This is a genomic window from Streptomyces sp. NPDC058470 (assembly GCF_042721055.1).
Taxonomy (GTDB): domain Bacteria; phylum Actinomycetota; class Actinomycetes; order Streptomycetales; family Streptomycetaceae; genus Streptomyces.
In genome coordinates, this window is the sequence record NZ_JBHXMF010000048.1 from 21,881 (window position 1) to 39,670 (window position 17,790).

15 protein-coding genes, 1 tRNA gene and 1 pseudogene are annotated in these 17,790 nt (G+C 68.6%); 12 read left to right on the top strand and 5 right to left on the bottom strand.

Annotated elements, in window-relative coordinates:
- From ACFWP7_RS30295 to ACFWP7_RS30310, 4 genes and pseudogenes are all read left to right on the top strand, one after another.
- Positions 1-398: pseudogene (locus tag ACFWP7_RS30295) on the top strand (RNA helicase); the annotation flags it as partial.
- Positions 399-722: 324 nt separating this feature from the next.
- Positions 723-2,828, top strand: a complete 2,106-nt coding sequence (locus tag ACFWP7_RS30300; RefSeq protein WP_384387679.1) for an FG-GAP-like repeat-containing protein — start codon at positions 723-725, stop codon at positions 2,826-2,828.
- Between the two features lie 61 nt (positions 2,829-2,889).
- The gene (locus ACFWP7_RS30305) at positions 2,890-4,443 is read left to right on the top strand and encodes an amino acid permease (RefSeq protein ID WP_384387682.1); all 1,554 of its coding nucleotides are present in this window, start codon (positions 2,890-2,892) and stop codon (positions 4,441-4,443) included.
- A gap of 143 nt (positions 4,444-4,586) precedes the next feature.
- Positions 4,587-4,659: transfer RNA gene (locus ACFWP7_RS30310), tRNA-Lys, on the top strand.
- Between the two features lie 198 nt (positions 4,660-4,857).
- Here the strand turns inward: ACFWP7_RS30310 and ACFWP7_RS30315 are convergent.
- Complete coding sequence (locus tag ACFWP7_RS30315) at positions 4,858-5,067, bottom strand: hypothetical protein (protein ID WP_384387685.1); 210 nt, start codon at positions 5,065-5,067, stop codon at positions 4,858-4,860.
- Positions 5,064-5,255, bottom strand: a complete 192-nt coding sequence (locus ACFWP7_RS30320; protein WP_384387688.1) for a hypothetical protein — start codon at positions 5,253-5,255, stop codon at positions 5,064-5,066. The genes ACFWP7_RS30315 and ACFWP7_RS30320 overlap by 4 nt, the downstream gene beginning before the upstream one ends.
- Before the next feature lie 222 nt (positions 5,256-5,477).
- On the opposite strand from ACFWP7_RS30320, the gene ACFWP7_RS30325 reads away from it, so the two are divergent.
- The 3 genes from ACFWP7_RS30325 to ACFWP7_RS30335 are packed head-to-tail and all read left to right on the top strand — an operon-like array spanning position 5,478 to position 7,112.
- A complete protein-coding gene (locus ACFWP7_RS30325) occupies positions 5,478-5,738 on the top strand; it encodes a hypothetical protein (RefSeq protein ID WP_384387690.1) in 261 nt (86 codons plus the stop codon).
- The gene (locus tag ACFWP7_RS30330) at positions 5,710-6,237 is read left to right on the top strand and encodes a DUF6879 family protein (protein WP_384387693.1); all 528 of its coding nucleotides are present in this window, start codon (positions 5,710-5,712) and stop codon (positions 6,235-6,237) included. The genes ACFWP7_RS30325 and ACFWP7_RS30330 overlap by 29 nt, the downstream gene beginning before the upstream one ends.
- Positions 6,238-6,260: 23 nt before the next feature.
- Positions 6,261-7,112 carry a helix-turn-helix domain-containing protein gene (locus ACFWP7_RS30335; RefSeq protein ID WP_384387696.1) on the top strand — a complete coding sequence of 284 codons (852 nt, stop codon included), beginning with the start codon at positions 6,261-6,263 and terminating at the stop codon, positions 7,110-7,112.
- A gap of 791 nt (positions 7,113-7,903) precedes the next feature.
- On the opposite strand, the gene ACFWP7_RS30340 is transcribed toward ACFWP7_RS30335, so the two are convergent.
- Positions 7,904-8,293, bottom strand: coding sequence for a hypothetical protein (locus ACFWP7_RS30340; protein ID WP_384387699.1), 390 nt, complete (start codon positions 8,291-8,293; stop codon positions 7,904-7,906).
- A 109-nt stretch (positions 8,294-8,402) separates the two neighbouring features.
- Positions 8,403-8,936: a hypothetical protein gene (locus ACFWP7_RS30345; RefSeq protein WP_384387701.1), complete on the bottom strand. Its 534-nt coding sequence runs from the start codon at positions 8,934-8,936 to the stop codon at positions 8,403-8,405.
- Positions 8,937-9,357: 421 nt separating this feature from the next.
- Here ACFWP7_RS30345 and ACFWP7_RS30350 point away from each other — a divergent pair, with 421 nt between their 5' ends.
- Entirely contained in the window at positions 9,358-10,257 is a 900-nt protein-coding gene (locus tag ACFWP7_RS30350) for a UTP--glucose-1-phosphate uridylyltransferase (protein WP_384387704.1), read from the top strand.
- Positions 10,258-10,455: 198 nt separating this feature from the next.
- On the opposite strand, the gene ACFWP7_RS30355 is transcribed toward ACFWP7_RS30350, so the two are convergent.
- Complete coding sequence (locus tag ACFWP7_RS30355) at positions 10,456-11,604, bottom strand: arabinogalactan endo-beta-1,4-galactanase (protein WP_384387707.1); 1,149 nt, start codon at positions 11,602-11,604, stop codon at positions 10,456-10,458.
- Between the two features lie 481 nt (positions 11,605-12,085).
- Between ACFWP7_RS30355 and ACFWP7_RS30360 the strand changes: the two genes are divergently transcribed.
- The 4 genes from ACFWP7_RS30360 to ACFWP7_RS30375 all read left to right on the top strand — a co-directional run bounded on the left by ACFWP7_RS30360 (position 12,086) and on the right by ACFWP7_RS30375 (position 17,574).
- A complete protein-coding gene (locus tag ACFWP7_RS30360; RefSeq protein ID WP_384387710.1) occupies positions 12,086-13,111 on the top strand; it encodes a UDP-glucuronic acid decarboxylase family protein in 1,026 nt (341 codons plus the stop codon).
- A gap of 94 nt (positions 13,112-13,205) precedes the next feature.
- Positions 13,206-15,152 (top strand): glycosyltransferase family 2 protein, encoded by a 1,947-nt coding sequence (locus ACFWP7_RS30365; RefSeq protein WP_384387713.1) that lies wholly within the window; start codon positions 13,206-13,208, stop codon positions 15,150-15,152.
- A gap of 27 nt (positions 15,153-15,179) precedes the next feature.
- The gene (galE, locus tag ACFWP7_RS30370; RefSeq protein WP_384387716.1) at positions 15,180-16,214 is read left to right on the top strand and encodes a UDP-glucose 4-epimerase GalE; all 1,035 of its coding nucleotides are present in this window, start codon (positions 15,180-15,182) and stop codon (positions 16,212-16,214) included.
- 25 nt (positions 16,215-16,239) lie between these two features.
- On the top strand, positions 16,240-17,574 hold the full coding sequence (locus ACFWP7_RS30375; RefSeq protein WP_384387719.1) for a UDP-glucose dehydrogenase family protein: 1,335 nt from the start codon (positions 16,240-16,242) through the stop codon (positions 17,572-17,574).
- The last annotated feature ends 216 nt before the right edge of the window (positions 17,575-17,790 follow it).

A 17,790-nucleotide genomic window follows, 5' to 3' on the forward strand; every position in this document is an offset into this window, starting at 1 on the left:
CCTCCGGCGGCTTCCGTCGCGACGACCGTCCGTCCGGTGGCTCGGGCAGCTCCGGTGGCTTCAACCGTGACCGTCGTGACGAGCGTCCTTCGGGCAACTCGGGCAACTCGGGCGGCTTCCGCCGTGACGACCGCCCGTCGGGTGGCTCGGCTGGTTCGGCGGGTTCGGGTGGCTTCAACCGTGACCGTCGTGACGAGCGTCCGTCCACCCACCGTGGCAGCGACCGTCCCTTCAACCGCGACCGCCAGGGTGACCGCCCCACCGGCGGCCTCCGCGCCGGCGGCCACGACCGCCCGACCGGCCGCCGCGACGACCACCGCGGCGGCACCGGCACCGGTACCGCCACCGGTTCCTTCGGCCGCCGCGACGACAAGCCGCGCTGGAAGCGCAACGGCTGACACCGCTTGACCAACTGATCCGTAAGGGCTCGTACGACTCCGGTCGTACGAGCCCTTACGGCGTTCCCGGCGTTCCCGGCATTCTCGGCGGGTTCGGCGGGTTCGGCGTTCTCAGCGGTTTCGGTGCGTCAGGGACGCCGCCGCAACGGCCTTCTGTTCACGGTCAATTCCCTGCCGAAACCTGTGTGGAAGTTGTTAAGATCGTTCGTATCTGACTTTGCATGGAGGGGCGCGGCCGAGGGGGACTCGGTGTTGCCGCGCACGAGATCCGGGGGTGCGTGTCTCCGGTCGCCATGCCGTTCTCACTTCCCTGGGGAGGGACCCTTGACCTGGCGTGTCTTCGCACGCTCTCTGGTGGGCCTGGCCGCTCTGGCCGCCGGCTCGCTGACCACCGCACCCCCCGTGTCCGCGGACACCACGCCGATGCCCGTCCAGACGGACGGCGTGTGGGGCGTCGACTACGCGGGCGGTTTCCTGACCACCGTGGAGAACACCCCGAGCGGCTACCAGTGGGTGATCGGCCGCCGGATCTCGGCCGACGGCTCCACGGTGCTGGAGAAGACCAGCCGCGGATATGCCGAGACCTACGCGGGCGGCGACCATGTGGAACGGGTGCCCTGCGACGCGGGTGCGGAGGGCTGCGTACCGATGCGCTCCCTCGGCAACACGTTCGTCGGCTACTTCATGGAGGACGGCGTCGGCAAGCAGGTCGCCCAGCTGTACATGACGGAGAGCTCGCTGAGCGGGACGGAGGAACCGGCGGTGACCGGCGGCCGTTTCGTCGACGCGACCGGCCGGTTCTACGTCTACAACGCGGCCTCCACCGGCAAGCAGTACGTCGACTCCGTCAACCCGTACTTCTACGAGGACGTGCGGCTGACCCGTTCCATCACCGCCGCCTCCGTGTGGGGCTCGACGCTGTGGACGCCCGGCTCGGGCAACGGGGTCGTCACGGCGTACAACCTGGAGACGAAGAAGACGGTGCAGACGGTCGCCACGGGCGCGCCCTGCACGGTCAAGGAGCTTCAGGTCGTCGGCCGTTGGATGTACTGGAACTGCGGTCCGACGGGAGCCGCGGGTGTGTACGACCGTACGGCGAAGAAGAACATCACGGTGCCCTCCGGCCCCGCGCTGGTCGGCGACGGCTACCTCGTCCAGCACGACCGGGGCGCCGGCAAGCTGATGCTGACGGACTACCACTCCGGCACCTCCGCGGCCGCGCGCGCCATCGCCGACCTGCCCGCCGGGAACACGGCCGACCAGCGGCGGCTGAGCTGGTCGGTGGACAAGTTCGGCGGCGACATCGCGTACGTCGACCAGGACAAGACGGTCCGGATCGTGCAGAGCGGGGTGCCGTCGCAGTCGCTGGGGGTGATCGAGTCCGAGGTGGACGACACCTACCTGGACGCCAAGGACAACTTCTGGAACAGCACCTGGCAGCTCAACAAGCAGGCCGCCTGGACCTTCACGGTGAAGGACTCCGCGGGACGGGCCGTGCGAACCCTCACCGGCACCGGCGCTGACATCGACGTCGCCTGGGACGGGAAGACGGACGCGGGCACGTACGCGTACAACGGCGGCTTCACCTGGGCCCTGACCGCCAAGGCCACCGAGGGTTCGGGCACCTACACCACGAGCGGCACGATCGGGCTCAACGGCGGTCGGCAGGGCCACCACGACCAGGGCGGCTACAGCTACGGCGAACTCGTCACGCTCAACTCCTCGGGCTCCCTGGCCCTGAACTACACCAAGGGCAAGGGCACCTTCGACTGGAAGGCGTCCGGGTCCGGCTGGCCCGCCGGGACCGTTGCCGTGCCGTTCGGCGACATGGGGACCGACCGGTGCGCCGAGATGCTGGTCAAGATGCCGAACGGTGAGCTGCGCCGCTACGCCGGCCGGTGCGGTGCGGCGTACACCCCGTCGAACAGCCACACCTCACTCGGCACGGGCTGGAACGCGTACAACGTCCTCACCGCGCCCGGCGACCTGACCGGAGACGGCCGTACCGACCTGCTGGCACGCAAGACGTCGACCGGCGACATCTACCTGTTCGCCAACAACGGTGCCGGCAAGCTCAAGACGGGCGTCAAGATCCGTACGTGGCCGACGTACAAGAAGATCGTCGGTGCCGGTGACCTGACCGGTGACGGCTTCGGGGACGTGCTGGCGCTGGACAAGGCCGGAACGCTGTGGCGCTACGACGGCACGGGCACGGGCCAGGTGAAGGAGCGCGTGAAGGTCTTCTCCAACTGGGGGGCTACGTACAACGCGGTCGTCGGTGCCGGTGACATCACGGGGGACGGGAAGAACGACCTGGTCGCGCGGGACACCGCGGGCAATCTCTACCGCCAGACCGGTAACGGCAAGGGCTCGTTCGCCGCGCGCGTGAAGATCGCCACCGGCTGGCAGGGATACAAGGGGATCTTCTAGGCGCAGTTTTCGGCCACGGTCCGACGCATGTCAGGCCCCCGGCGAGGGAATCGCTGGGGGCATGACAAACTCCGCGCAATCCGCGCGTGATGCCGGAGCGAGTGGGCTGTCGGACGAAGAACGGCTCGCCCAGCTCGGCTACACGCAGGTTCTCGCCCGCCGTATGTCGGCGTTCTCCAACTACGCGGTCTCCTTCACGATCATCTCGGTCCTGTCGGGCTGCCTGACGCTCTATCTGTTCGGCATGAACACCGGCGGCCCCGCCGTGATCACCTGGGGCTGGGTCGCCGTCGGCCTGATGACGCTGTTCGTCGGCCTCGCGATGGCCGAGATCTGTTCGGCGTACCCGACGTCCGCGGGCCTGTACTTCTGGGCCCACCGCCTGGCCCCGCCCCGTACGGCCGCCGCCTGGGCCTGGTTCACGGGCTGGTTCAACGTCCTCGGCCAGGTCGCGGTGACCGCCGGCATCGACTTCGGCGCGGCGTCCTTCCTGGGCGCCTACCTGAACCTCCAGTTCGACTTCGGGGTCACCCCGGGCCGCACGGTGCTGCTGTTCGCCGGGATCCTGGTCCTGCACGGGCTGTTGAACACCTTCGGGGTCCGCATCGTCGGCCTCCTCAACAACGTCAGCGTGTGGTGGCACGTACTGGGCGTGCTGGTCATCGTCGGCGCGCTGACCTTCGTCCCGGACGAACACCAGTCCGCCTCCTTCGTGTTCACGGAGTTCGTGAACAACACGGGCTGGGGCAGCGGCGTGTACGTCGTCGCACTCGGCCTGCTGATGGCGCAGTACACCTTCACCGGCTACGACGCCTCCGCCCACATGACGGAGGAGACGCACGACGCGTCTACGGCCGGCCCCAAGGGCATCGTCCGCTCGATCTGGACCTCGTGGATCGCGGGCTTCGTCCTCCTCCTCGGCTTCACCTTCGCGATCCAGTCCTACGACGGTGCCCTCGGGTCGCCGACGGGGGTGCCGCCGGCCCAGATCCTGCTCGACGCGCTGGGCGCGACGACCGGCAAACTGCTCCTGCTCGTGGTGATCGGCGCGCAGCTGTTCTGCGGTATGGCGTCGGTCACGGCCAACTCCCGCATGATCTACGCCTTCTCACGCGACGGCGCGCTGCCCTTCTCGCACCTCTGGCACACCGTGAACCCGCGCACACGGACGCCGGTGGCGGCGGTCTGGCTGGCCGCACTGGGCGCCCTGGTCCTCGGCCTCCCGTACCTGATCAATGTCACGGCGTACGCGGCGGTGACCTCCATCGCCGTCATCGGCCTCTACATCGCGTACGTCATCCCCACCCTGCTGCGGATCCGCAAGGGCGAGGCCTTCGAACGCGGCCCCTGGCACCTGGGCCGCTGGTCCCGCCCGATCGGCGTCGTGTCCGTCGCCTGGGTGGTGGCCATCACGATCCTCTTCATGCTCCCCCAGGTCTCCCCGGTCACCTGGGAGACCTTCAACTACGCCCCGGTCGCCGTCCTCGTCGTCCTCGGCTTCGCCACCACCTGGTGGCTCGCCTCGGCCCGCCACTGGTTCCTCAACCCCGCCCACGAACGCACCCTCGCCCGCGAAGCGGCCCGCAAGGGCCCGCCAGAACCGGTCGATCCGTAACCTTGTGCGCTGTTGATCCCCAGCCGTGTCCGCTTTTGGCGCGGCCGGGCCCCGATACCCGATCGGAGTCCCGGCCACGTCCGGCTATGCTCGGGGATGCATCGTCACAGGATCCCCAACCGGATCCCCGTGGACCGATGCGTGGACCCTTAGCTCAATTGGCAGAGCAGTGGACTTTTAATCCATTGGTTGTGGGTTCGAGTCCCACAGGGTCTACCGACAAGGCCCAGGTCAGAGACAATCTGGCCTGGGCCTTCGGTGCGTTTCGAGGGCTTGGAGATCGTTAGCTGGCCCGCTGCTGGCCCGAGCGGCAAACGATCAAGACATGGAGTGGCCCCGACCGGATCAGCGTCCGGCCGGGGCCTGGTCCCGCCCGCTCCCCGGAGCTCACGGGGTGCGGAGACGGGCGGGGGTCTATGTCCGCGCGGCGCGGTACGAACACCACAGCTCGTCCGCCGTCGCGCACTTCGTCTCCCCGTGCCCGCACCCGGCGCACGCGGTGGCGTGGTTGATGTACGCGCGGTACGCGGCCTGGACGCGGTTGTACGTGCCGCTGTCGGCGACCCGCTGCATGTGGCCGGACGCGCTCCCGGAGTCGCGCCACTCCCACCGGGTGCCGCTCACAGTGCGCCGTCCCCGTGGGGGTGGTTGCGGATCTCGACACTGCAGTCCGTCGCCTTGGACGGATTCCCCGCGGCCGTGAACTCGGCTCGCTGCCGGGCCAGCGCCTCGCAGACATCACAGCCCGGCGCCGGGTCCGGTTCGCTGAGCGGGAGTTCGAGCGTGATGGGCGGGTCCATGGTCGTCTTCATCCGCGTGCCTCCGCTGGCATGGGCCTGCCCAGGCACCGGAGAGCGGCGTGTGCACGGGCAGAAGGGTCGGGCTGCCGCTGGCCACGACGCTAGAAGCGTCGTGTGCACCACTTCCAGCAATGTGCACCGATGAACACGCGACTACTTTGCGCCCTTGACCAGCCAGCTACTGCGCATGACGGTGGTGTACATCCCTGAACACGACCAGTGACAGAGGCGACCATGGACCTACAGTTCATCGGGATCGACCCGAACACCGGCGACGGCGAGAGCCCCACCGTGTGGGTTGACCAGGAGAAGAAGGAACTCGTGCTCCAAGGCTGGAAGCCGGGCCCGGAACTCGAAGCGGAGTGCGCGCGGTTCGAGGTATCCGGCCACGCGGTGGGCATTCCTGACCACGAGGCTGTGATCCGTATCCCCGCCAGGATGGTGGACATGATCAGGGAGGCGTGCGATGCCGTCGAGCGTCCCGACGTTCCCTGAACTCCTCAGAACGGCAGTGAGTACGGCCGTCCACCTGGAGATGCGCGACGCCTATGCTGTCGACTACGAGAAGGGGCCGTTCGCCGAGTGGAGGAACGGTTACCGCCACGACCCGGCGGACCGCGCGTCCTGGTGGCGGCCGTGGCTCGACCTGATCCAGGAGACCGTGGGCCGCGGCATCGTCGTGCGCCGAGCCCGGATCGTGTCCGAACCGGTCAGCGAGTACACCCGGTTCCTGTACGACGGCACGTTCACCAACGTCGCCGCCGGCGAACAAGTGCGATGGCTGCCGCGCCGTCAGGCCTCGGACATCGCCCTGCCGGGCAACGACTTCTGGCTGATCGACGCCCGGCTGATCCGGTGGAATCACTTCGCCGGAAACGGAGCCTCCGCGGGCGGGGAGATCAGCGAGGATCCGGCCGCGGCGAAGCTGTGCGCCGACGCCTTCGAAGCGGTGTGGGATCGCGGCGTCCCGCACGACAACTACAAGATCAGCTAGCGCGAAGGTGAACAGGCCAGTTCATGCCCATCTCCCCGTCATCCTCGGCCCAGGCCGCCCGCGAAGCAGTCGCCGGGCGCCTGAAAGAACTCCGTGCCGACGCCGGGATCACCGGGCCTGAGCTGGCCGCGCGCTGCGGCTGGTCCCACCCGAAGACCTACCGGATCGAGGGCGCCCGCACACCGCCCTCTGCTGACGACATCCGCCTCTGGTGCGAGGCGTGCGGCGTCGGCGGGCAGGCCGACGACATCATCGCTCAGTCTCGTACCGCTGAGTCCATGTACATGGAGTGGCGGCGCAAGGTACGCACCGGCCTGAAGCAGCTGCAGAACAGCTACGTCCCGCTGTTCAAGTCGACGAAGCTGTTCCGGGTCTACTCGCCCACCATGGTTCCCGGCCTGCTCCAGACCGAGGGCTATGCGCTGGGACTGATGGCGTCGATCATGAGGTTCCGCGACATCCCCGACGATGTCGCGGACGCGGTGGCGGCACGCCTTGAGCGCTCGCGCATCATCCACGAGCCGGGGCACCGCTTCGTGATGGTCGTCGAGGAGGGGGTGCTCTACTACCAGTTGGGCGACCAGGACGCGATGGCCGCGCAGCTCGGCTATCTGCTCACCGCCGGCGCGCTGCCGCAGGTGTCGTTGGGCATCATCCCCAGCGCAACACCGGAGCGACCGATGTGGCCGCACGAGGTGTTCCACGTGTATGACGAGACCCTCGTCTCGGTCGAGTTGCTCGCGGCTCGTGTTCAGGTCACCCAGCCGTCGGAGATCGGCCTGTACCTGAAGGCGTTCGAGGAGCTGCGGAGCATGGCGGTGTACGGCGCCGACGCGCGCGCCCTGATCGTGAAGGCCATCGGCGCCCTGCGCTGAAGGGGTACACGCTGACGGGTATCCCCGGACACACGAAAGCGCCCTCTCAGGCCAGCGCGATCGTGGTGACAGTGCCCGACGAGCCGCGCCACTTCAGAGCGCCGGCCCTCGGCGTACAGGACGCCACCCCCGGTCAGGTTCGAGGCAGGGACGGTGCTGGCGTTGCCGACGGCCACGACGCCCACGCCGCCGCCCAAAGACGAGGGTGTCCGTGCGGGTGTTGGTCGTGCTGATCGGCAGGAACGGCCCGACAGTGGTGGCGCCGCTGGGGATGATGATTCGCCGACTTACCGGTCGGCGTCGAGGAGTTGCGAATTTCCGACCTAGCTGGTGCAGGGTGTCGCCATGGCGCCTCGGCCGACTCTCGCCGCCTGTCAGCGCAACCTGAAGCTGTCACGGCGGCGGTGATTGCCAGCCGATGCGGCGACTTGGCGGAGGAGCTGGCGGCCCGCCTGCCGTACGCCTGTCTTGCTCCTGGCCATTAGGGTCTTCTGAACAGGCCATGGAGCGTGTACCCCCCGAATGTGGCTGGCGCCGGTCGCGTGAGGGCTGCTGCGGGCAGGGGGGCCACCAGGTCTTCCGGGCGGGCAATGCCCCGCGGGGCGCCATTGAGCGCGATCGTGGGGTTGCTATCGTGCCGGGATGAGCCGGGGTGGTGCCGGGATGAGCCGGGTACTCATCCACGTGCTTGGTGCAAGGACCCTTGGGCGGAGGCCGAGGCCCACTCGACGTAGCGGGGGAGGGTCGTCGACGAGGCGTACGGGAACGCCTGAATGACCGCCGCAGGCCGCTTACTCGCTCGGCATCCGGACCCCTGCCAGCAGACCGCCGAGGACCGCGAACAGGGCCAGGAACAGGGCGGTACCTGCAGCGCCGACGCGGGTTTCGACCACATGTCCCCCGACGAAGAGCCACGCCATCGCGCCGAACATCACGAGCAGGTGGTTGCCCCGCTCCTTCGTCACCCGCATGCCCGCCCACAGCAGTAGCGGCATCGACGCCACCCCGGCGAGCCCCGCCAGCAGCAACTCCAGGGATCCGGCGAGGAGCGCGTCCTGATTGGCCACTGTCACATCCGACGCCCACTCCCTGCCCGACGTCCAGATCCAATAGGACGTGACGGCGGCCACCGCCGACACGGCAGTGCCCTTCACCCAGCGGGCGGTCCATCCGGTTTTCATGATTTCAGGTTTCCATGGCATGGCAGCGGGGGCCTGAGTACGGATACTCAGGCCCCGTTCGAGAGCGGCCCAACCCTGACGGGTCGGCCGGGCGGTCAGGACCAGCCAACTACAGCGAGTGCTCAGGCAGTCGGCGTCCAGCCGGGCACCCGCGATCTTCGGGTGGACGGACTTCATGGACGGCGCCACATTGCCCGGCAGCCAGTCGTAGTCCCGATTGTCCGCCTGCGAGTGGCCGCCGGCCGACGAGCCGGTCGAGCTTTCGCGGCTCCGGCCCGGTGAGGTAGTTCATCGCGCCCTTGCGGGCCGCGCTCTTCGCGGTGGGCGCCGGCGCGTTGTCGGCCATCATGTCGCGGAAGAGCCGGTAGCCGACCATCTCGCGCGCGCGGTCCGGCGCGGTCCGGCGGACCTCCTCGACCGAGAGTCCGGCCTCGCGGGTACGGACGACGAAGTAGACCCGGGTGGCGTGGGCGGCGGCCTGTTTCGTGTCGTCGCCGACCAGGGCGGTGAGGTGGGCGGCGAAACGAGGCCCTGCTCCGGATCGCCCGACACGCACCGCGGCACCGGCACCGCCACCGTCACCGGTGCCCACCGCAGCGGCCGAGGCAGCCGGGCAGCCGGAGCCCGAGACGGTCCGGGTCACCGGGACAGCTTCTCCGGAGTGAACGTCCCGTCAGCGATGACGTATACCCGGCGTGAAGAGCGCAGTTCACCTCACTCCCGACCATCCACGCATCTGATGTGTGCCCTTGACGGGCCGCTGCGGCCGCCGGTTCAATTGATACCTGGGGTCGAATCAGGACCCCACCAAAATCGCCCCTTCGGGATCATGAACGCAAAGGCGCGCTCAGCCGACATACGGACGCTCAGCGATAAGCCGACCATTCGGGTCATGGGCGGCCGTTGCGATCCGCAACGGTCTGCCTGGGAACATGGACGTTCCCCTCGGCGGGCGGCACACCCCACTTGTTCCGCGCGTTCGTCAGCCGTACTTCAGCCTTGCCACGCCATGCCATTCCCGTGGCCGATTCGGCGTGGCATCCCACTTTACGGAGAGAGATACCGTGCCCCCCACCATTCGCCGCGCGGTGATCCCTGCCGCCGGGCTCGGATCCCGCCTGTTGCCCCTCACCAAAGCAATACCCAAGGAAATGCTGCCGGTCGGCGACAAACCCGTGATCGAGCACACGGTGCGCGAACTCGTGGCGTCAGGGATCACGGACATCACCATTGTGGTCTCCGGCGGAAAATCCGTGATCCAGGATCATTTCCGCCCCAGCCCCGACCTTGTCGACCGGCTGCGTGCCGACGGCAAGACCGCCTATGCGGACGCCGTGGAGGAAGTCGGAGAGCTGTCCCGGCAAGGTCATATCACCTACCTCGACCAGCACGGTCCTTACGGCAACGGCACCCCCGTTCTGAACGCCGCCCGGAATTTCGGCGATGAGCCGATCATCGTTCTCTGGCCGGACGACGTCTTCGTGGCCGAAGTGCCCCGGGCGCAGCAACTGATCCGCGCCTACGAGGTGACCAACGCCCCGGTGCTGGCCCTGCTGCCCATCGCCCCGGGGGATTCCGAGCGCTACGGCGTGCCCGTGGTCAAGGAGGACCTGGACGACGGACTGCTGCGGATCGTCGGCCTGGTCGAGAAGCCCAAGGCGGCGGACGCTCCCTCCGCGTACGCCGCCATCGGTGGCTACGTGATCACCCCCGGCATCATCGACGAGCTGCGGGAGCAGACCGCGCGCTGGTACGAGCACCGCACCGGCGAGGTGTATCTGGCCGACGCCATCAACGCCTACGCGAGCAGCCGCGCGGTGTACGGGCAGGTCATCCAGGGCCGTTGGTACGACACCGGCAACCCGGCCGACTACCTGGTCGCGCAGTTCGCGTCCGCCCTGTCGCACCCGGAGTACGGGCCGGTCCTGCGGGCGCTCGCCCACGACCTGGACCCCACCGGCTGACCTGGCACCACCTAGGGGGCGTCGTTTGGATCACCTCGGGTCCGCGACGCCTGGCACGGCTCCTCGCCGCGTTGCCGCATGACCCGAGTGCGTCCAGTACGCGGGTCATGCTCCGCCTTGCGATGCACCGCACCAGGCGCCGCGGCCTGATCCGAGGCGATCCAAACGACACCCCCTGGCCCGCCCGGAGCGCGGCACTCAGCCGCCGAAGGTGGAAAGGGACGGGAGCCCGGTTCCTGACCAGTCGAACATGGTGAGGTTGCTGTAGGGGTTCACCCCGCCGAATGTCCAGGGCACCCCAGGTACCCAGGCGGGCTCCCACGCCAGAAAGCCCAGGCCGTGCCCCCCGGGCACCCGCGCGATCACGGTGCGCAGGGCGTCGAAGAAGGCGGCCTGCCCCTGGGGGGTGGGCGGGAAGCGGGCACCGTCCGGCAACTGGCCGACGTTCGTCACGAGGTGCTGTCCCTCGTCGCCCTCGGGCGGCAGTTTCCACGGATAGGCCGTCTCCACCACGAGCACGTCCTTGCCGTAACGGTTCGCGAGGTCGGTCAGGTTGGTCTGCAGGGCGGCCAGCGAACCGTGCCAGAAGGGGTAGTACGAGAGAGCGATCACGTCGAACCGGATGTCGACCGCGGCGAGTTGGTCGTAGAAAGAGTAGATGTCGATGCCCTCGCCGGAGTTGTCCACGTGGACGAGGGTGCGCAGCTCGGACGACGAGCCCTCCGCGGCTCCCTGAAGACCGGCCCGGAGCAGCTCGACGAAGCCGGCCCAGTAATCTCCCTGCGGGTAGCGGACCCGGCCGTTGGGCCACAACATGCCGTTGGTGACCTCGTTGCCGATCTGGACCATGTCCAGCGGGATGCCCTGCGTGGCGAACGCCCGCACGGTGTCGCGCGTATAGGTGCGGACGGTGGCGGCGAGCGTATGCCAGTCCATGCCCGCCCACGCGGCGGGCGTCGTCTGGTGGGCGTTGTCGGCCCAGGTGTCGGAGTAGTGCAGGTCGAGCAGCACACCCATGCCGGCGCTGCGGGCCCGGCGGGCCAACTCGATGGCCGAGGCGAGGTCGTAGCCGCCGGACGAGGGATCGACCCAGACCCGCAGGCGCATCAGGTTCGCGCCGCGAGCGGCGAGGAGGCGCTCCACCGGAGCGGACTTCCTCTTGTCCTTGTACTTCTGGCCCGCGGACTCCGCCTGCAGAGTGCTGGACAGGTCCACGCCGCGCAGCGGGGGAGCCGGCGAGGTCATCGCGATCGGGGCCAGCTCGGCCTCATCCTTCGCTTGGCAGCCGAGGTCCACCGGGGCGGCCAGCAAAGGCAGCGCGGCCAGCAGTCTTCTCCGTGACAGCAAGCTCACTCCCGTCCGAAAGTGTCCATACGACAGGGAATGCGGCAACGGCCGCCCGCCACATTAACGGTACAACACCTACACCCTGATTGGCGACCAGGCAGAAAAGGCGCCATTTCACACCTCCTCGTATTCTGGAGCGAATGGGCACCATTTCCGGATGGCGGGCCGGCATGACCGCCGACGGACTCCCGTTCGAATTCTAAGGGTACGCACAGAAAGCAGCACTCCAGAAACAAGTCCGCAACATAGGTGGCGGGTCCAATTAACGCAAGAGGTGGGCACCGGGTCGGGTGGGTAATGTGACGACCATCACACCCTAAAAGGCCTAGACCACTAACTCCTTGGAGTGCGATAGTTACCGAGCACGACGGGCATTTCCATTACTGCACTGGAACTCTCATTCCCGCATAGATGCTTCCTTTGCTACGGGAAATCGCCCTCGCCCTCACCCCCTGTCTCCCCCCACATTTCGAGGAGAATCGTGCGTATCGTCGTCACCGGAGGCGCCGGATTCCTGGGGTCGCATTTGTGCGATGCCCTGATCAATCGCGGCGATTCGGTCATCTGCGTCGACAATCTGTCAACTGGTCGGCGCGAAAACATTGAACACCTGATGAGTCATGATGAATTCGAATTCATCATGGCCGATGTGTCCGAGGAAATACCCGTCACGGTTCCTGTGGACGCCGTGGCCCACCTTGCGAGTCCCGCCTCCCCGCCCGACTACCACCGCATGCCTTTGGAGACGCTGGCGGTCGGCAGTCGCGGCACCGAGCAGGGACTGGCGCTGGCTCAACGCAGCGGAGCACGCTTCGTGTTGGCCTCCACGAGCGAGGTCTACGGCGACCCGCAGGTCCACCCGCAGACCGAGGACTACTGGGGACATGTGAACCCCATCGGTCCACGCAGCATCTACGACGAGGCGAAGCGCTTCGCAGAGGCGCTGACCAGTGCGCACCGGCGAACTTCCCAGGCCAACACCGGGATCGTCCGGATCTTCAACACCTACGGCCCCCGGATGCGCCCGCACGACGGCCGGGTGGTGACCAGCTTCATCTCGCAGGCGCTGAACGGTGATCCGCTCACGATCTACGGCGACGGCTCGCAGACCCGCAGTTTCTGCTACGTCGACGATCTCATCCGTGGCATCGTCGCGATGATCGACTCCACCGACCCGGGCCCCGTCAACCTGGGCAATCCGCATGAGCGCACGGTGGGCGAACTCGCCGAGCTGGTACTGCAGTTGACCAAGGCCGACAGCACCATCGAGTACCACCCGCTGCCGGTCGACGACCCCGCCCGCCGCCGTCCCCTGATCACCCGGGCGCAGCAAGTACTGGGCTGGGAGCCGGTCGTCTCCGACGAGGACGGGCTCCGCCGTACCGTGCAGTACTTCCAGGGCCGGCCCGAGGAGGTCGAGGCCGCTCGCGAGGCGATCGCGGGAGGGCAACTCGACGGCGCGGTGGTTCCCGCGCAGGGCACGGCCGGCGTCGTACAGGCCGCCTGAGCCTGAGGCCCTTCCGTCATCTCACGTCCCCTTCTTCCCCGCCGGCCGCCTCCCCCCTGCGGCCGGCGGGAGCGACATCCTCGGAGTCCAGCAGATGAGCGTTCTGCGTCCAGGCGCCGGACCGTCCCCTTCCAGTTCCGGTTCCAGTTCCGATTCCTCCACCTCCACCTCCACGGCGTCTTCCCTCCTCCCCGCGGTCCGCGGCGGCGGCTCCCTCGTCGCCCCCGCACTGGACGGCAAACAGCTGGCCGAGGCCGTGCTCACACTCTCCGACGGCCACGTCGTCGGGATCCCGCCGAGCGGGCCGGTGTTCGACCGTTCCTCCGGTTGGTCCCGCCGGCTTCTCAGCCGTACGTTCGTACCGGTCCTTGGCCGTGCCGACCGGATCGTGGTCGCCGTGCTGACCGCCGGCTGGCTGACCTGCCTGGGGCTGTTCTGGGCCTGGCTGCTCGAGCCGTCGCACCGGGTCGGCTGGCCGGGTCTCGCGATCAACGGCACGGTGCTGCTCTACCTGTCCGTGATGCCCGTCTACTTCATGGTCGGTGTCAACCGGCTCAAGCGGGTGGACCCTTCGATCGGCATCCCGCAGCTGCGCGTGGCATTCGTGGTGACGCGGGCGCCGTCCGAACCGTGGGACGTCGCAAGGACCACCCTCCGGGCGATGCTCGACCAGCGCTACCCTCACCCCTTCGACGTGTGGCTGTGCGACGAGTCGCCGACCGACGAGATACGTATCTGGTGCGACGACAACGACGTCGGCGTGGCGACCCGCTTCGAGGTGCCGGACTACCACCGGACCACCTGGCCCCGCAGGACCCGATGCAAGGAAGGCAACCTCGCCTACTTCTACGACCAGATCGGCTACTGGGACTACGACGTGGTGGCGCAGCTCGACTGTGACCACGTCCCCGAGCCCGGCTACCTCGCCGAGATGGTCCGGCCCTTCGCCGACGAGGCGATCGGCTACGTCGCCGCGCCGAGCGTCTGCGACTCCAACGCCGAGCTGTCCTGGGCGGCGCGCGGCCGGCTGCACCGGGAGGCGACGTTCCACGGCCCGGCGCAGCTGGGACACAGCGCGGGGCTGGCGCCGGCGTGCATCGGCTCGCACTACGCGGTGCGTACCCAGGCACTGCGTTCCATCGGCGGCATCGGCCCAGAGCTGGCAGAGGACTTCTCCACCAGCTTTCTGCTCAACTCCGCGGGCTGGCACGGTGCCTTCGCCATCGACGCCGAAGCGCACGGTGACGGTCCGCTGACCTTCTCGGCCATGCTGGTCCAGGAGTTCCAGTGGTCGCGCAGCCTGACCACCGTCCTGCTCGACCTCGTTCCCCGGCACCTGCCCAGGCTGCCGTGGAAACTGCGGCTGCGGTTCCTGTACGCCCTGTCGTACTACGTGCTGCTGGCGACGACCACGGTGGCCGGTATGGCTCTGGCGCCCGTCGCCGCGGTCACCGGCACCCCGTGGATTCACGTCGACTACGTCGAGTTCCTGCTGCGCTGGTGGTCGATCTCGGCCTGGGTGCTCGCGCTGGCCCTTCTGCTGCGGCGCCGAGGACTGCTGCGTCCCCGGCGCGCTCCTGTCATCAGCTGGGAGAACAACCTCTACTGCCTGACGCGCTGGCCACTGATCGCCTGGGGAGTGACAGCGGCGGTCGTCCAGAAGATCAGGCCCCGGCAGATCACCTTCAAGGTCACTCCCAAGTCCGCCCTCGGCCTGGAACCCCTTCCCCTGCGGCTGACGCTCCCCTACCTGACGACGAACGTGCTGCTGGCAGCCGCCGCCCTCTACGCGGAGACCTGGACACACGCGGCCGGCTACGTCTTCCTGTGCCTGCTGGGATCGACGACATACACGGTCGTGGGACTCCTCGTTCCGCTGCTGCACGCCGGGGAAGCCGCCCGCGCCGCCGGAGTACGGCTGCGCACCGCGGTGCGCAGCACCGTGGCGGTCCCGCTGGTGGCGGCCGTGCTCGCGGCCGTGCCCGTCACCATCGCCATCGCCCGCTACCCCGCCTACGCCAGCGCGTTCCTCGGCTGGTAGCCGCGCCCGACGAAAGCGAGAACTCCTGTGCCCCAGACCGTCCTTGTCACCGGTGGCGCCGGCTTCATCGGCAGCCACACCTGTGTGGAGCTCCTCCAGCACGGTCACGAGGTCATCGTCGTCGATGACTTCTCCAACAGCTCGCCCCCGGCCCTGGACGCGGTGCAGAAGCTGGCAGGCCGGCCTCTGGTGTTCCACCAGGCCGATCTGCGGGACGGCGCGGCGCTGGACGCCGTGTTCACCGCCCACGAGATCGACTCGGTCATCCACTTCGCCGCCAAGAAGGCCGTGGGCGAATCGACCCGTATCCCGCTGGAGTACTACGACATCAACGTCAGCGGCACCGTCACCCTGCTCCGGGCCATGGTCCAGCACGGAGTGCACCGACTGGTGTTCTCCTCGTCCTGCTCGATCTACGGCGAGACCCCGAAGGTCCCGCTGGACGAGGACGACCCCGCCGCCCCCGCCAACCCGTATGCGCGGACCAAGTACCTGTGTGAACAACTGCTCGCCGATGCGTGCGCCAGGTACCCCGAGCTGTCGGTGATCGCCCTGCGCTACTTCAATCCGATCGGCGCCCACCCGAGCGGGGAGATCGGCGAGGACCCGACCGGGATACCGAACAACGTGCTGCCCTACATGGCCCAGGTCGCCGTCGGGCGCCTCACCGAACTGCCCGTCTTCGGCGACGACTACCCCACCCCCGACGGCACCGGAGTACGCGACTACATCCACGTCTCCGATGTCGCCGACGGCCACCGTGTCGCCCTCGAGCACCTCGACGACGAGCAGGGCCTGCGGGTGTTCAACCTCGGTACCGGGATCGGCGCATCGGTCCTGGAGCTGCTGGCCGAGTTCACCAAGGCCGTCGGCGCCCCCGTCCCGTACCGCATCCAGGCACGCCGCGCCGGTGACGTGCCCACCCTCATCGCCGACCCCGGCCGCGTCGAGCGCGCCTGGGGCTGGCGGACCACCCGCGACCTCACCGCCATGTGCGCCGATGCCTGGCGTTTCCAGCAGCTCCACCCCAACGGCTACTCCAGCGGTTCCCCCACCGTCTGATCCGCATTACGAGGAGGCCCCCCACATGCGTCTCACCGTCATAGGCACCGGGTATCTCGGTGCCGTCCACGCCGCCTGCATGGCCGAGATCGGTCATGACGTCCTCGGTGTCGATGTCGACACCGCCAAGATCGAAGCACTGGCCGCCGGCCGGACCCCGTTCCACGAACCGGGTCTGGACGAGATACTGGCCCGCAACGTCGAAGCGGGCAGGCTGCGCTTCTCCACCTCGCTCACCGAGGCCGCCGAGTTCGGTGACGTCCACTTCATCTGCGTCGGCACCCCGCAGAAGCCCGGGTCCAACGCCGCCGACATGCGCTACATCGACGCCGTCGTCGATGGCCTCGCCCCGCATCTGCACCGCGACACGCTGGTCGTCGGGAAGTCCACCGTCCCCGTCGGCACCGCGGCATACGTCACCGAGCGGATCCGGACCCTCGCCCCGGTCGGGACGGCTGCCACGCTGGCCTGGAACCCCGAGTTCCTCCGCGAGGGCTTCGCGGTCCAGGACACCCTGCACCCCGACCGGCTGGTCGTCGGCGTCACCTCCCCGGCCGACGAGGACCTGCTGCGCGCTGTCTACGCCCCCATACTCGACAGCGACAGCACACCGTGGATCTCCACCGACCTCGCCACGGCCGAGCTCGTCAAGGTGTCCGCCAACGCCTTCCTCGCCACCAAGATCTCCTTCATCAACGCCATCGCGGACGTCTGCGATGCAGCCGGCGGCGATGTCACCACCGTCGCCAAGGCCATCGGTTACGACGCCCGCATCGGCCCGCGCTTCCTGTCCGCGGGCCTGGGCTTCGGAGGCGGCTGCCTGCCGAAGGACATTCGCGCCTTCCTGGCCCGCGCGGCAGAACTCGGCGTACAGGACTCGATGGCCTTCCTCAAAGAGGTCGACGAGATCAACATGCGGCGACGGCTGCGTACCGTCGACCTGGCCCGCGAACTCGTCGGCGGCTCCTTCCTCGGCCGCAACATCGCGGTGCTCGGCGCGGCCTTCAAGCCCGACAGCGACGACGTACGGGACTCCCCCGCGCTCAACGTCGCCGCCGCGATCCAGCTGCAGGGCGGCCGGGTCCGCGTCCACGATCCCGTCGCGATCGACAACGCCCGCGCCGTGTTCCCGACCCTGGACTACGCCCTCGACGTCGACAAGGCGTGCGAACAGGCCGACCTGATCCTCCATCTCACCGAATGGCAGGAGTACCGCGACCTCGACCCCGAGGTGCTGGCCGCGACGGTGCGCAGCCCACGGATCCTCGACGGCCGCAACGCGTTGCCGGTGGAGCGGTGGCAGGCGGCAGGGTGGACCGTACGCGCACTCGGCCGGACCTTCGCCGGCACCACAGTGTGAGCCGGAGCGCTCGGTGAGCCGGTAGAACCGAAGACCGAGGAGCCCGTCGGTACCCCCACGCCGACGGGCTCCTCTCCGTGTACCTGGTCGTGGATAGCCCTGGGGGCAAAGGGGGTTTAGCCCGCCTTTGATTTGGGCCCGGGGGGGGGGGGGGGGGGGGGTTTGGGGGGGGGGGGGGGGGGGGGGGGGGGGGGCGGGGCCCCCGCCAGGCCGGGA